This window comes from Zwartia panacis (assembly GCF_030410395.1).
GTDB lineage: Bacteria > Pseudomonadota > Gammaproteobacteria > Burkholderiales > Burkholderiaceae_B > Zwartia > Zwartia panacis.
In genome coordinates this window covers 1-15,789 of the sequence record NZ_JAUHHF010000020.1, presented here as the reverse complement: position 1 = coordinate 15,789, position 15,789 = coordinate 1, and the positions used below count along the sequence as shown (strand labels likewise).

At 51.5% G+C, this 15,789-nt stretch carries 13 protein-coding genes and 1 tRNA gene; all 14 read right to left on the bottom strand.

Features of this window, described 5'->3' with window-relative positions; translation table 11 throughout:
• Window positions 1-154: GTP-binding protein (locus tag QWY30_RS15650; RefSeq protein ID WP_290242602.1), on the bottom strand; the 154-nt coding region annotated here is incomplete at its 3' end.
• 18 nt (window positions 155-172) lie between these two features.
• Complete coding sequence (gene fusA / locus QWY30_RS15645) at window positions 173-2,275, bottom strand: elongation factor G (RefSeq protein WP_290242601.1); 2,103 nt, start codon at window positions 2,273-2,275, stop codon at window positions 173-175.
• Between the two features lie 14 nt (window positions 2,276-2,289).
• Window positions 2,290-2,760, bottom strand: coding sequence for a 30S ribosomal protein S7 (gene rpsG, locus QWY30_RS15640; protein WP_290199239.1), 471 nt, complete (start codon window positions 2,758-2,760; stop codon window positions 2,290-2,292).
• A gap of 140 nt (window positions 2,761-2,900) precedes the next feature.
• On the bottom strand, window positions 2,901-3,281 hold the full coding sequence (gene rpsL, locus QWY30_RS15635) for a 30S ribosomal protein S12 (protein ID WP_028816413.1): 381 nt from the start codon (window positions 3,279-3,281) through the stop codon (window positions 2,901-2,903).
• A gap of 325 nt (window positions 3,282-3,606) precedes the next feature.
• Window positions 3,607-7,821, bottom strand: a complete 4,215-nt coding sequence (gene rpoC, locus QWY30_RS15630; RefSeq protein WP_290242599.1) for a DNA-directed RNA polymerase subunit beta' — start codon at window positions 7,819-7,821, stop codon at window positions 3,607-3,609.
• Window positions 7,821-11,933: a DNA-directed RNA polymerase subunit beta gene (gene rpoB / locus QWY30_RS15625; RefSeq protein ID WP_290242598.1), complete on the bottom strand. Its 4,113-nt coding sequence runs from the start codon at window positions 11,931-11,933 to the stop codon at window positions 7,821-7,823. The genes rpoC and rpoB overlap by 1 nt, the downstream gene beginning before the upstream one ends.
• Before the next feature lie 182 nt (window positions 11,934-12,115).
• The gene (rplL, locus tag QWY30_RS15620) at window positions 12,116-12,493 is read right to left on the bottom strand and encodes a 50S ribosomal protein L7/L12 (protein WP_290199260.1); all 378 of its coding nucleotides are present in this window, start codon (window positions 12,491-12,493) and stop codon (window positions 12,116-12,118) included.
• 75 nt (window positions 12,494-12,568) lie between these two features.
• Window positions 12,569-13,093, bottom strand: a complete 525-nt coding sequence (rplJ, locus tag QWY30_RS15615) for a 50S ribosomal protein L10 (RefSeq protein ID WP_290242594.1) — start codon at window positions 13,091-13,093, stop codon at window positions 12,569-12,571.
• 251 nt (window positions 13,094-13,344) lie between these two features.
• On the bottom strand, window positions 13,345-14,049 hold the full coding sequence (gene rplA / locus QWY30_RS15610) for a 50S ribosomal protein L1 (RefSeq protein WP_290242592.1): 705 nt from the start codon (window positions 14,047-14,049) through the stop codon (window positions 13,345-13,347).
• A gap of 2 nt (window positions 14,050-14,051) precedes the next feature.
• Window positions 14,052-14,483, bottom strand: a complete 432-nt coding sequence (gene rplK, locus QWY30_RS15605; RefSeq protein ID WP_259660379.1) for a 50S ribosomal protein L11 — start codon at window positions 14,481-14,483, stop codon at window positions 14,052-14,054.
• A gap of 64 nt (window positions 14,484-14,547) precedes the next feature.
• Window positions 14,548-15,081: a transcription termination/antitermination protein NusG gene (gene nusG / locus QWY30_RS15600; RefSeq protein WP_290199263.1), complete on the bottom strand. Its 534-nt coding sequence runs from the start codon at window positions 15,079-15,081 to the stop codon at window positions 14,548-14,550.
• 12 nt (window positions 15,082-15,093) lie between these two features.
• A complete protein-coding gene (gene secE / locus QWY30_RS15595) occupies window positions 15,094-15,477 on the bottom strand; it encodes a preprotein translocase subunit SecE (protein WP_290242589.1) in 384 nt (127 codons plus the stop codon).
• A gap of 51 nt (window positions 15,478-15,528) precedes the next feature.
• Window positions 15,529-15,604 (bottom strand) — tRNA-Trp (locus tag QWY30_RS15590).
• Between the two features lie 60 nt (window positions 15,605-15,664).
• The coding region (locus QWY30_RS15585; RefSeq protein WP_494338500.1) for an EF-Tu C-terminal domain-related protein at window positions 15,665-15,789 on the bottom strand (125 nt) is incomplete at its 5' end.

Genomic DNA, 15,789 nt, shown 5'->3' with positions numbered 1-15,789 from the left:
CGTCGATCTGCGAGTAGTCTTTTGCTTCGCCACCAAACTTCTTGGACAGAACAGTCGTGATCGCTGCGGTCAACGTCGTTTTGCCGTGGTCAACGTGGCCGATTGTGCCGACGTTAACGTGTGGTTTGGTGCGTTCGAATTTACCTTTTGCCATGATTTTCCTCTAACTTAATTACTTGCCACGGGCAGCGATGATTTCATCGGCCACATTTTTGGGAGCTTCGGAGTAGTGCTTGAATTCCATCGTGTAAGTTGCACGACCTTGCGTCAATGAACGCAGGTTTGTCGCGTAACCAAACATCTCGGCCAGAGGGACTTCGGCCTTAATGACCTTGCCACCACCAACCATGTCATCCATGCCCTGGAGCATGCCACGACGTGAGGACAAATCGCCCATCACAGTACCGGCATAGTCTTCGGGTGTTTCAACTTCAACAGCCATCATCGGCTCAAGCAGCACAGGACTTGCCTTGCGCATACCGTCTTTGAAAGCCATTGAAGCTGCCATGCGGAACGCGTTCTCATTTGAGTCAACGTCGTGGTATGAACCGAAGAACAATGTCGCTTTAACATCAACGACAGGGTAGCCGGCCAAAATACCTGATGGCAGTGTTTCCTGGATGCCTTTGTCCACTGCAGGGATGTATTCACGAGGAACCACACCGCCCTTAATGGCGTCGACAAACTCGTAACCGCCGCCTGGTGGCAGGGGCTCTAGCTTCAGGACAACGTGACCATACTGACCGCGACCACCTGATTGCTTGACGAATTTGCCTTCAATCTCTTCGCAAACTTTACGAATCGTTTCACGGTAGGCCACTTGTGGCTTACCAACGTTTGCCTCGACGCTGAACTCACGCTTCATGCGGTCGACGATAATTTCCAGATGCAACTCACCCATTCCGGAAATAATGGTCTGGCCAGACTCTTCATCCGTACGAACGCGGAATGAAGGATCTTCTTGCGCGAGACGGGACAAGGCAAGACCCATTTTTTCTTGGTCTGCTTTGGTCTTGGGCTCAACAGCCTGCGAAATCACAGGCTCGGGGAACACCATACGCTCAAGCATGATGTGTGAATCCACATCACATAAAGTCTCGCCCGTTGTCACGTCTTTCAAACCGACCACAGCGGCGATGTCACCTGCAACCACTTCTTTAATTTCTTCGCGGTTGTTTGCGTGCATCTGCAAGATACGGCCGATACGCTCTTTCTTACCCTTAATCGGGTTGTAAATGGTATCGCCCGACTTCAGAACGCCAGAATACACACGCACGAAAGTCAACTGACCAACATAGGGGTCGGTCATCAACTTGAATGCAAGCGCTGCAAACTTTTCATTATCATCTGCTTTACGGCTGGTCTCAGTACCATCATCGAGCTCACCCTTGACTGGTGGAATGTCCACTGGCGAAGGCAAATACTCAATCACAGCGTCGAGCATGCGCTGTACACCCTTGTTTTTGAAGGCTGTACCACAAAGCATCGGCTGGATTTCGCAAGCGATTGTGCGCGTACGGATTCCGAGCTGGATTTCTTCTTCGGTCAGCTTGCCACCTTCGAGGTATTTGTTCATCAGCTCTTCTGATGACTCGGCTGCGGCTTCAACCAGTTTTTCATGCCACTCGTCTGCAAGTTCTTGCATATCGGCAGGAATGTCGACGTAGTCGAATTTAATGCCTTGGCTCGCCTCATCCCAGATGATTGCTTTCATCTTGACGAGATCGATGACACCAGTGAACTTTTCTTCGGCGCCAATAGGCAATACGACTGGCACTGGATTCGCCTTGAGGCGTGTCTTGAGCTGATCGTAAACTTTATAAAAGTTCGCGCCTGTGCGGTCCATCTTGTTGACGAAGGACAGACGTGGCACACGGTATTTATTAGCCTGGCGCCATACAGTTTCAGACTGAGGCTGAACACCACCCACAGCGCAGTAAACCATGCAGGCGCCGTCAAGCACACGCATTGAACGTTCAACTTCAATGGTGAAGTCAACGTGTCCGGGAGTATCGATCACGTTGATGCGATGCTCTGGATAATTGTTACCCATGCCTTTCCAGAAGGCAGTGGTTGCGGCAGACGTAATCGTGATGCCGCGCTCTTGTTCCTGCTCCATCCAGTCCATCGTGGCTGCGCCATCGTGAACTTCGCCAATCTTGTGATTGACACCGGTGTAGAACAAGATTCGTTCTGTAGTTGTGGTCTTCCCTGCGTCGATGTGGGCAGAGATACCGATGTTGCGGTAGCGCTCGATCGGGGTTTTGCGGGCCATGGTTGATCCTTAAATTACCAGCGGAAATGACTGAATGCTTTGTTAGCTTCAGCCATCTTGTGCGTATCATCACGCTTTTTCATGGCAGCACCACGGCCTTCTGCTGCATCGAGCAGCTCGCCAGCGAGGCGCAGATCCATTGACTTCTCACCGCGTTTTTTCGCGGCTTCACGCAACCAGCGCATGGCCAATGCCAAACGACGGACCGGGCGAACTTCCACCGGCACCTGATAGTTGGCACCACCAACACGGCGGCTTTTTACTTCAACGATTGGCTTAATGTTGTTGATGGCCAGATTGAAGACTTCGATTGGCTCTTTGCCTGTCTTAGTCTGAATCTGATCCAGCGCACCGTAGATAATGCGCTCTGCCACAGCTTTTTTGCCGGACAACATCACAACGTTCATAAATTTAGCGAGCTCGACGCTGCCGAATTTTGGATCGGGCAGGATGTCACGTTTGGGGACTTCGCGACGACGGGGCATATCAATTCCTTTGTGTCATTTCAGTTGAACCGTAGCCTTTAGGCCACAGCCACGATCTACCATCGGGTAGATCACTTACGATGCCAAATTGCTATTGCTTTTTGGCTGCACATTTCAGTGCTACTTTATTTGCTGCTTGATTACTTAGCTTGTTTGGGGCGCTTGGCACCGTACTTGGAACGCGATTGCTTGCGGTCTTTCACGCCCTGCAAATCGAGTGAACCGCGAACGATGTGGTAACGCACACCTGGCAAGTCTTTTACACGACCGCCGCGCACGAGCACGACCGAGTGTTCCTGCAGGTTGTGGCCTTCGCCACCAATGTACGAAATGATCTCAAAACCGTTGGTCAGACGCACTTTGGCGACTTTACGCAACGCCGAGTTTGGCTTCTTAGGTGTTGTTGTGTACACACGTGTGCACACACCGCGTCGCTGAGGGCAGTTTTCGAGCGCTGGGCTCTTGCTCTTAGAAACGCTGACTTCGCGCGGCTTGCGCACGAGTTGGCTAATGGTTGGCATAACCTCAAATTCCCTTTTATTTCTGATACTTGCGTGCGGTGTATTTCACCCTGAAATTCACCCTCTACGACGCGTTCTCAGTATTCCCGTTCCTGGGCAGCTCGCGCAAACCCACCATCAAACGGAAATCCGTAAAAGAGCGGGTATTGCTTTTCAAACCAGGGCGCATCAACAAGCCCAGAGCTGTTGAGTCCCCAAAAAATACGGTAAGCCTTATAGCTTAGCGTAAATCCTTATTTACTGTCAACCGACTTAGCAAAGGCTGTAAAAACCTTTGCTAAGTTCTGTTGAGTCTTGATGTACTGATTTTCGTACAAACTTCTGGTTATTCTTCAGTTGCTTCTGGTGCTTCAGCAGCAGCAGGTGCATCTTCGAATGGGTTGGCTTGCTGTCGTGCGGCCTCGCGTTCTGCCGCTTCGATTGCTTCTTTTTCCTTGCGTGCAACATGGTACGCCATTCCGGTACCAGCTGGAATCAAGCGACCCACAATGACGTTTTCTTTCAGTCCACGCAAATCGTCGCGCTTGCCCATAATGGCAGCCTCGGTGAGTACGCGTGTGGTTTCCTGGAAGGAAGCCGCTGAAATGAAAGAGTCTGTCGACAGCGAAGCTTTCGTGATACCCAACAAAATGTTGTCGTAAGTTGCTGGACGCTTGTTTTCAGCTTCCATACGATCATTTTCATTGAGCAACTCGGCACGCTCGACCTGCTCGCCAGGGATGAAGGATGTATCACCTGCATCAACAATGTTGATACGACGCAACATCTGGCGAACAATCACCTCGATGTGCTTGTCGTTAATCTTCACGCCTTGCAAACGATACACGTCCTGAACTTCATCCACGACATAGGTCGCCAAACGCTCGATACCCTGCAAACGCAGAATGTCATGCGGATCGGCGGGACCGTCAACAATCATTTCGCCTTTATTCACAACCTGGCCGTCATGCACCAACACTTGCTTCTCTTTAGGAATCAAGAACTCGTGTGCAATGCCTTCGAGGTCGGTAATCACCAGGCGCTGCTTGCCCTTGGTGTCCTTGCCGAACGAAACCGTACCCGTGACATCGGCCAACATGCCAGCGTCTTTGGGTGAACGTGCTTCGAACAACTCGGCCACGCGTGGCAGACCGCCGGTAATATCGCGAGTCTTTTGCGATTCTTGTGGAATACGCGCCAGCACCTCGCCCACTTGGGCTTGTTGACCATCACGCACCGTAATCAGCGCGCCAACGGGGAACGAAATATTCACTGAGTGATCCGTACCCGCGATCTTGACTTCTTCACCTTTTTCACCGATCAGCTTGATCTGTGGACGCATGGCGATCTTGCCGCCACGTGTCTTGGGCGTGATCACCACGAGGGTGGACAAGCCCGTCACATCATCAACCTGTTTGGCAACCGTTGCGCCTTCTTCAATATTTTCGAAACGCACAGTCCCAGCGTATTCGGAAATAATTGGACGGGTCAGCGGATCCCAAGTGGCCAGACGCGCGCCTGCTTTCAAGACGTCGCCATCGTTGACTTGCAGCGTCGCGCCGTAAGGCACTTTGTGACGTTCGCGCTCACGGTCATTGTCACCATAGATGACAATTTCACCAGAGCGTGAAATAGCAACACGTTCGCCTTTAGGGTTTGTCACGTAACGCATGGTGCTTGCAAAACGCACGACACCATTGGATTTCGTTTCAACACCGCTTGCCATTGCTGCGCGAGACGCAGCACCACCGATGTGGAACGTGCGCATCGTCAGCTGTGTACCTGGCTCACCAATCGATTGCGCTGCAATGACACCCACAGCTTCACCGACGTTGACCAGATAGCCGCGACCCAAATCGCGGCCATAGCAATGCGCGCACAAACCATGACGCGTTTCACAAGTCAGAGGAGTACGTACACGCACCTCGTCCACGCCAAGCTTGTCGATGTAATCCACCAAGTCTTCGTCAAGCAACGTACCCGATGCAATCGCTGTTTCCTGAGTGTCTGGATTGACGATATCAACCGCTGCAACACGACCAAGAATACGCTCACGCAAGGGCTCGATCACTTCACCACCCTCGACCAAGGCTTTCATCGAATAACCATGGGTCGTGCCACAATCGTTTTCGGTGATCACCAAGTCTTGTGTCACGTCAACCAAACGACGTGTCAGGTAACCCGAGTTTGCTGTCTTGAGCGCGGTATCCGCCAAACCTTTACGCGCGCCGTGCGTAGAAATGAAGTACTGAAGTACGTTCAATCCTTCGCGGAAGTTCGCTGTAATAGGTGTTTCAATAATCGAACCATCTGGCTTGGCCATCAGTCCACGCATACCGGCCAGCTGTCTAATCTGAGCAGCTGAACCACGCGCACCCGAGTCCGCCATCATGTAAATGGAATTGAAAGACTCTTGACGCACATGATCGCCATGACGATCGACAACGGGCTCTGTTGCCAACTGTTCCATCATGGCCTTGCCGACTTTGTCGCCAGCCTTGCCCCAGATGTCCACGACGTTGTTGTAGCGCTCTTGCGAGGTGACGAGACCGGACGAATATTGCTTGTCAATCTCTTTCACTTCACGGCTGGCTTCGGCCAAGATGTCACCCTTGACTTCAGGGATCAACATGTCGCCCATCGCGATCGAAATGCCGCCACGTGTTGCAAGTCGGAAACCGGCCTGCATCAGTTTGTCAGCAAAAATCACGGTGTCGCGCAAACCGCAACGACGGAAGGATTGGTTAATCAGGCGTGAGATTTCTTTCTTTTTCAGCGCGCGGTTCAACACGGAAAAAGGCAAACCGCGTGGCAAAATTTCTGACAGCAAGGCACGACCTGTTGTGGTCTCTACTCTTTGCACACCAGCAACCCACTCGCCATCTGCATTACGTGTCCACTCGGGCAGACGAACAGTAATCCGTGTCTGCAGAGTAGTCTCGCGGTTGTCGTACGCACGCTGCACCTCGGCAACATCGGCAAAGAACATGCCTTCGCCTTTGCCGTTTGTGCGTTCACGCGTGGCGTAATACAAGCCCAACACGATATCCTGTGAAGGAACGATCGATGGCTCGCCGTTTGCAGGGAACAGGATGTTGTTTGAAGCCAGCATCAACGTGCGGGCTTCCATCTGCGCCTCAATCGACAGCGGTACGTGAACAGCCATCTGGTCACCGTCGAAGTCGGCATTGAATGCCGCGCAAACCAACGGATGCAGTTGAATCGCTTTACCTTCGATCAGAACCGGCTCGAAAGCCTGGATGCCCAAACGGTGCAACGTTGGCGCACGGTTCAGCATGACCGGATGTTCACGAATCACGTCTTCGAGAATATCCCAAACCACAGGCTCCTGGCTTTCAACCAACTTCTTGGCAGCCTTGATCGTTGTGGCCAGACCCATCAACTCGAGACGGCTGAAAATAAATGGCTTGAACAACTCGAGTGCCATCAGCTTTGGCAAGCCGCACTGATGCAGTTTGAGCTGTGGACCCACCACAATCACGGAACGGCCGGAGTAGTCGACGCGCTTACCAAGCAAGTTCTGACGGAAACGCCCGCTCTTGCCTTTGATCATGTCCGCGAGAGACTTGAGCTGACGCTTGTTTGCGCCCGTCATGGCCTTGCCGCGACGACCGTTGTCAAGCAAGGAGTCTACGGACTCTTGCAGCATGCGCTTTTCGTTGCGCAAAATAATCTCAGGAGCTTTAAGCTCGAGCAAGCGCTTGAGACGATTGTTACGGTTGATCACGCGACGATATAAATCGTTCAGGTCAGAGGTCGCGAAACGACCACCGTCCAGAGGTACCAGAGGACGCAAGTCCGGTGGCAACACGGGCAGCACTTCCATGACCATCCACTCAGCCTTAATGCCAGACTTTTGGAAACCCTCAAGCACTTTAAGTCGCTTGGAGATTTTCTTGATCTTGGCTTCTGAGGTCGTAGCGTTGAGTTCTCCGCGCAATGTTTCCACTTCGCGATCGATGTCGATCGTGCGCAATAATTCGCGCACAGCCTCGGCACCCATCAGCGCACGGAAATCATCACCGTATTCTTCTGTCTTGGCGATGAAATCGTCGTCCGACATGATCTGACCGCGCTTGAGCGGGGTCATGCCAGGTTCGATCACGCACCATGCTTCAAAATAAAGCACGCGCTCAATGTCACGCAAGGTCATGTCAAGCACCATGCCCAAACGGGATGGCAAGCTCTTCAAGAACCAAATGTGCGCAACAGGACTGGCCAGTTCGATATGACCCATCCGCTCGCGACGCACTTTTGCGACAGTGACTTCAACACCGCACTTTTCGCAAATGACACCGCGGTGCTTCAAGCGCTTGTATTTGCCGCACAAACATTCGTAGTCCTTGATGGGACCAAAAATTTTCGCGCAAAACAAACCATCGCGCTCTGGCTTGAAGGTTCGATAGTTAATTGTTTCTGGCTTGCGCACTTCACCGTAAGACCACGAGCGGATCTTTTCGGGTGAAGCGATGCCAATTTTGATGGCATCGAACTGTTCGTCTTGCGAAACCTGTTTGAAAAGGTCGAGTAGCGCTTTCATTATTTACGCTCCAGATCCATGTCAAGCGCCAAGGAACGAATTTCCTTGACCAACACATTGAACGATTCGGGCATGCCCGCATCGATCGTGTGATCGCCTTTGACAATGTTTTCGTATACCTTGGTGCGGCCGTTGATGTCATCGGATTTCACCGTCAACATCTCTTGCAGCGTGTAAGACGCGCCGTACGCCTCGAGTGCCCAGACTTCCATCTCACCGAAACGCTGGCCACCAAACTGAGCTTTACCGCCCAGAGGTTGCTGTGTCACGAGAGAGTAAGGACCTGTTGAACGCGCGTGCATCTTGTCATCAACCAAGTGGTGCAGCTTGAGATAGTGCATGTAGCCCATGGTGACAGGGCGCTCGAACTGCTCGCCAGTGCGTCCGTCATAAAGCCAGGCTTGCGTACGCGACTCTGTCAGACCCATTTGCTGGGCGATTTCGTCCGGGTAAGCTAACTCGAGCATCTTGGTGATTTCAGCTTCTGTCGCACCGTCAAACACGGGTGTAGCAAAAGGAACGCCATTCTTCAGGTTCTGAGCAAGTTCAATGACTTCGTCATCATTGAGCTCTTCAATACGGGCACCCGTGCCTGTACCGTTGTAAACCTTGTCGAGATACGCGCGAATCTTTTTCACTTCGACTTTTTGCTGATCACGCAGCATGTCGCCGATGCGCTGGCCCAGACCCTTGGCAGCCCAACCTAAGTGAACCTCAAGAACCTGACCAACGTTCATTCGCGAAGGCACGCCCAATGGGTTGAGCACGATGTCAGCCGGTGTTCCGTCCGCCATGTGCGGCATATCCTCAACCGGAGTGATACGCGATACAACACCCTTGTTACCGTGACGACCGGCCATCTTGTCGCCAGGCTGCAAGCGACGCTTGACGGCGAGGTAAACCTTGATCATCTTGAGTACGCCTGGTGGCAACTCATCGCCCTGCGTCAGTTTTTTACGCTTTTCTTCAAAAGCCAGATCAAACTGATGACGCTTTTGTTCAAGAGACTCTTTGGCCTGCTCAAGCACAACTGCATGCGCCTCGTCAGCCAAACGAATGTCGAACCACTGCCAGCGATCCAGCTCTGCCAAATACTCTTTGGTCAAAGCCGTACCTTTGGCAAGCTTGCGAGGACCACCGTTAACGATCTTTTTGATCAGCAACTTTTCGATACGATCGAAGGTATCGTTTTCAACAATACGCAGCTGATCGTTCAGATCCTGGCGATAGCGACGCAGCTCATCATCAATAATCGACTGAGCACGCTTGTCCCGCACAATCCCTTCGCGTGTGAAGACCTGCACGTCAATGACTGTTCCGACCATGCCTGAAGGCACGCGCAATGATGTGTCTTTAACGTCTGAGGCCTTTTCACCGAAAATCGCACGCAACAGTTTTTCTTCTGGTGTCAGCTGGGTCTCACCCTTGGGCGTGACCTTACCAACCAACACGTCATCGGCACGCACCTCTGCGCCAATGTGAACGATACCCGACTCATCGAGACGATTGAGTTGTGTTTCTGCCAGATTGCTGATGTCACGTGTGATCTCTTCGGCACCGAGCTTGGTATCGCGAGCGACAACGGTAAGTTCTTCGATGTGGATCGATGTGTAGCGATCGTCTGCTACAACTTTTTCAGAAATCAAAATCGAGTCTTCGAAGTTGTAACCGTTCCAAGGCATGAAGGCGATCAACATGTTTTGACCCAGAGCGAGTTCGCCCAGATCTGTTGATGCACCATCCGCTAACACGTCTCCAGCGGCAACAATATCACCACGGCGCACGATCGGGCGCTGGTTAATGTTGGTGTTTTGGTTGGAGCGCGTGTATTTGATCAGGTTGTAAATATCTACACCGACCTCACCTGCTACGTTTTCTTCGTCATTGACACGAATCACGATACGATCTGCATCAACGTGATCGACAACGCCACCGCGCAAAGCTTGAACCGTTGTGCCAGAGTCGATCGCAACTGTGCGCTCAACACCGGTACCAACCACAGGTTTTTCTGGACGCAAACATGGCACAGCTTGACGCTGCATGTTGGCACCCATCAACGCACGGTTTGCATCGTCGTGCTCGAGGAAAGGAATCAACGAAGCAGCAACAGACACGATCTGCGATGGCGCAACGTCCATGTAATGCACATTCGCTGGAGCCGTGAGCAATGTCTCGCCTGACTGGCGACATGCGACGAGGTCGTCCGTGAACTTGCCTGTCGGGCTCAACTCTGCGTTTGCCTGAGCAATTACGTAGTTGCTTTCTTCGATCGCGGACAAATATTCAATCTGATCTGTGACGCAGCTATCGACAACTTTGCGATAGGGCGTTTCAAGGAAACCATACTCGTTCAAACGAGCATAGAGTGCCATGGAATTGATCAGACCAATGTTTGGTCCTTCAGGTGTCTCAATCGGACATACACGACCATAATGCGTTGGATGCACGTCACGGACTTCAAAGCCTGCGCGCTCACGAGTCAAACCACCAGGTCCCAATGCCGAAACGCGACGCTTGTGCGTGATTTCGGAAAGAGGGTTCGTTTGATCCATAAACTGGGAAAGCTGGCTTGAACCGAAGAACTCCTTGATCGCTGCAGAAATAGGCTTAGAGTTGATCAAGTCATGCGGCATCAGATTTTCTGTTTCTGCCTGACCCAAGCGCTCTTTGACTGCGCGCTCAACACGAACCAAACCTGCGCGGAACTGGTTTTCTGCCAATTCACCGACGCAACGCACGCGACGATTGCCAAGGTGATCGATGTCATCGATCTGTCCGCGACCGTTACGCAGCTCAACCAACACTTTGATTGTTTCGAGGATATCCTCGTTTGTCAGTGTCATTGGGCCGGTAATGTCGTCGCCACGACCTAAACGACTGTTCACCTTCATGCGACCCACGCGTGACAAATCGTAGGTTTCTTCGCTGTAGAACAGACGCTGGAAGAGGGCTTCAACCGCATCTTCGGTTGGTGGCTCGCCAGGGCGCATCATGCGATAGATCGCCACACGAGCGGCCATCTGATCAGCGGTTTCGTCTGCGCGCAATGTCTGCGAGATGAACGGACCGCGATCGAGGTCGTTTGTGTAGAGCGTTTGAATCGTAGTGATACCGGCTGCGCGCAATGCGCTCAGCGTACCTTCGGTAATCTCGTCATTTGCCGAAGCAATCAACTCACCTGTTTCAGCATCCACGATGTTCGTTGCAATCACACGGCCAATCAGAAAATCTTCAGGCACAGAAATGCGCTGAATTTTGGCCGCTGCGATATCGCGCAGATGCTTTGCATTGACACGCTTGTCTTTTTCAACAAGCACCTTGCCCGTGCGATCAGTGATATCGAAACGGGCAACTTCACCCTTCCAACGGTCACCGACGAACTCCATCATGCCACCCTCGCTTTGTAATTCGAATTGATCGAATTCAAAGAATTGTGACAAGATGGCTTCGGGTGTTAATCCGATCGCCTTGAGCAAAATCGTGACAGGCATCTTGCGTCGACGGTCAACCCGGAAAAACAAAATGTCTTTCGGGTCAAATTCGAAATCGAGCCATGAGCCACGGTAAGGGATCACACGAGCCGAAAACAACAACTTGCCCGAGCTGTGGGTCTTGCCGCGGTCATGCTCAAAGAACACGCCGGGCGAGCGATGGAGCTGGGATACGATGACACGCTCGGTGCCATTGATGACGAAAGAGCCGGTGCTAGTCATGAGCGGTATTTCGCCCATGTAGACCTCTTGCTCTTTGACTTCCTTCACTGTTGGCTTGCTGACCTCGCGGTCAAGCAGAACCAGGCGTACTTTCGCACGCAGTGGTGAAGCGTATGTCAAGCCCCGCAACTGACACTCTTTGACATCGAACACAGGTTCGCCTAAGCCGTAGCTGACGAACTCGAGACGAGCCATGTTGTTGTGGCTGGAGATGGGGAAAATTGAACTAAAGGCTGCCTGCAATCCTTGCTCTTTACGAGCAGAAGGTGCGGTATCAGCTTGCAAGAAGGTTAGATAAGATTGAAGCTGTGTCGCAAGCAGAAAGGGAACGTCTTGCACGTCCTCACGCTTCGCGAAGCTTTTGCGGATGCGCTTTTTTTCGGTAAACGAGTAAGGCATGAGCACTCCGACTCGAAGTTACATAGGCCGTCAACCACGGCCACAGGGTATGACTTAAGGAACTGCAGGTACTTCAAACGACTTCAGAAAACCCGACTACTCAACTGCTTTAAGAGAGGTTTTCTGAAAGCGCAAACGCCCGGGAATGCAATATCTGCTTTCCCGGGCGGTCACTGAAAAAATTATTTCAGTTCAGCTTTAGCGCCAGCTTCTTCAAGCTTCTTCTTTGCAGCTTCAGCATCAGCCTTGGCAACACCTTCTTTAACTGCCTTAGGAGCGCCATCAACCAGATCTTTAGCTTCTTTCAAGCCAAGACCTGTCAGTTCGCGAACAGCTTTAATCACGCTAACTTTGTTAGCGCCAGCTTCTGTCAGCATCACTGTGAATTCTGTTTGCTCTTCAGCAGCAGCAGCACCGCCGCCAGCAGCAGGTGCTGCAACAGCAACAGCGGCAGCAGCAGCCGACACGCCAAACTTCTCTTCCATTTCTTTGATCAGCTCGGACAACTCAAGCACAGTCATGCTAGAGATTGCGTCGAGGATTTCAGCTTTAGTAGCCATTTGTAGAACTCCAGATTAAATAATATGCCAGGGGTTGGTATCGCTTGTCGTTCAACGAAGTTTCTTTCAGCTGTATTAAGCAGCTTCTTTCTGATCACGCACAGCCGCAAGGCCACGCACGAACTTAGTCGGAACTTCATTAAGGGTACGTACAAATTGCGCAATCGGAGCTTGCATCGTGCCAAGCAATTTGGAGAGCAACTCTTCGCGTGAGGGCATCGTGGCCAAGGCCTTAACACCGTTGACATCTAACAGGCTGTTGGGCAATGCCCCTGCCTTGATGACCAGCTTATCGTTGTCTTTCGCAAATGCGGAAAGCACTTTTGCAGCATTGACTGGATCAGCACTGATGCCATAGATCAGTGGACCCACCAATTTGTCGGACAAAGCCTCGAAAGGCGTGCCTGCGACAGCTCGGCGTGCCAGCGAGTTTTTGAGGACTCGGAGATACACACCTGACTCACGCGCAGTTTTGCGCAGTACGGTGACAGAGGCGACGTCCAGACCACGGTACTCTGCAACCACAATCGATTGGGCTTTCGCGACTTGCGTCGTGACTTCCTCGATTACGATCGCTTTCTCTTGACGATTGAGACTCACGGTTTGAACACTCCATCAAAAGATGCGCGGGGATGATTCCCTTTGCATCAACCGAACGCGGCGAACCTGGTCGAGTTCTTAAAAACAAGAATTCTTCCGTGGACGCCATCTGCGCTGGATCCAGAAACAACCTGGGATTAAGTTTCGATGGTCGTAGAAAAAATTTCTATCAACCCGTCTCGACTCCAGCGGTCTTTGACAGCAACACCCGGACAAGCCGGGTGCAGCCCAAAGTCTGTATTAACTGACGATTACTGTTGTGTAGCCGTCAGTGATGCAACTTCAATTTTCGCTCCACCACCCATTGTGGATGAAACGGCCAACTTACGCAGGTATACACCCTTGGAAGCTGTGGGACGCGCTTTATTCAAGGCATCCACAAGCGCGGCAAGGTTTGTTTGCAGCTGTTCGACCGCGAAAGATGCGCGACCGATTGTTGCGTGAACAATACCTGCTTTGTCTGTACGGTACTGAACCTGACCGGCTTTAGCGTTTTTAACTGCCTGAGCAACGTCAGGAGTGACCGTGCCAACCTTTGGGTTTGGCATCAGACCGCGAGGACCCAAGATTTGACCCAGGGTACCCACAATTCGCATTGTGTCAGGAGAAGCAATCACAACATCAAAGTTGAAAGTTCCGCCCTTGATTTGCTCTGCCAAATCATCCATTCCAACGATATCTGCACCTGCGGCTTTAGCCTGCTCGGCTTTTTCGCCTTGAGCAAACACAGCGACACGAACAGATTTACCTGTTCCTGCTGGCAGAACGACTGAGCCACGCACGAGCTGATCCGATTTCTTTGGATCAATTCCAAGCTGAACTGCAACGTCGATTGATTCGTCAAACTTGGCTGTTGCACATGCCTTCACCAACGTGATGGCTTCTGTAACAGGATAAAGTTTGGCTCGCTCAATTTTTTGAGCGATTGCGGCCATGCGCTTAGATGTTTTAGCCATGATCAGAGTCCCTCTACCGTGATGCCCATACTGCGAGCGCTACCAGCAATTGTGCGCACTGCTGCGTCCAAGTCGGCCGCTGTCAAATCAGGCGCCTTTGCTTTCGCAATTTCTTCTGCCTGAGCGCGCGTCAACTTACCGACTTTGTCAGTGTGCGGGCGTGGGGAACCTTTTTGAATGCCGGCAGCTTTCTTGATCAGGATAGACGCTGGTGGCGTCTTCATGATGAAAGTGAAGCTCTTGTCAGCAAACGCTGTAATGACAACAGGAATTGGCAGGCCTGGCTCAAGACCTTGGGTCTTGGCATTAAAAGCCTTACAGAATTCCATAATGTTCAAGCCGCGTTGGCCCAATGCGGGTCCAATCGGTGGTGATGGGTTAGCTTTACCAGCTGGTACTTGCAGCTTGATGAAGCCGACGATTTTCTTCGCCATGCTTTGCTCCTTACGGGTTCAAACGCCAGCGTTATTAAGCGCCAAGCTCCCCGGGGTTAATAAATTAGGTTTTTTCAACCTGACTGAAATCTAATTCGACAGGTGTGGATCGACCAAAAATCGCAACCGATACACGCACCTTACTCTTTTCATAATTAACTTCTTCAACGTTGCCATTGAAGTCTGCAAACGGGCCTTCTTTGACGCGGACCATTTCGCCCACTTCGAACAATACTTTTGGACGGGGTCTTTCGACACCTTCTTCCATTTGCGACAAAATCTTGGCGACTTCTTTTTCAGAAATCGGTGTGGGTCTGTTACCAGAACCACCCAAGAAACCTGTTACGCGGGGCGTATTTTTAATGACATGCCACGTTTCATCTGTCAGTTCCATTTCGACAAGCACATATCCCGGAAAAATCCGCCGCTCAGAAATAGACTTTTGACCGCCTTTTGATTCGATCACTTCTTCGGAAGGCACCAAAACCTTGCCGAAATAGTTTTGCAAACCAGCACGCTCGATGCGCTCGAGCATGGCTTTGTGGACACTTTTTTCCATGCCGGAGTAGACATGAACGACATACCAACGTTTACTCATGGATCGTCCTTGTTATTTCCAGCCCAGCAAAACACCAAACAACAGCCATGCAATCAGCTTGTCCAACACCCACAAAAACAATCCCATGACAGCAACAAAGGCAAATACGATGCCTGTCATTTGCATGGTTTCTTTACGTGTAGGCCAGACAACGCGGCGCACTTCGTTGTATGAATCTTGTGCAAATGCGATCGTGCGTCGGCCTGGCTCACTGAACCATGCGATTATCGCGGCCAGGATCAAGCTTCCAATGAAAACTGCGATACGCCCAACCAAAGGAATCTTTGACTCAAGCATAGAGAAACCAACGATTCCAGCAATAATGACGAGCACAGCCAAGGCCAACTTCAGTCGGTCCGCAGTGCTAGTGACGTTTTCAATCGTTGTATTTGACATGTTCTTCACGCAAGCACTAAAAATGCACTATGCGTAGTTTTATTTCTGTGGTGGCAGGGGCAGAGGGCCTCGAACCCCCAACCTTCGGTTTTGGAGACCGACGCTCTGCCAATTGAGCTATGCCCCTAGACCTGCACTACTAAACTAAAAAGGGCGGGCGCCTTTCGGCACCTGCCCTTGACTCTAATTACTTCAGGATTTTTGCAACGACGCCGGCGCCGACGGTACGGCCACCTTCGCGGATTGCAAAACGCAGACCTTCTTCCATGGCGATTGGCGCGAGCAGTTTGACTGTCATACCAACGTTGTCGC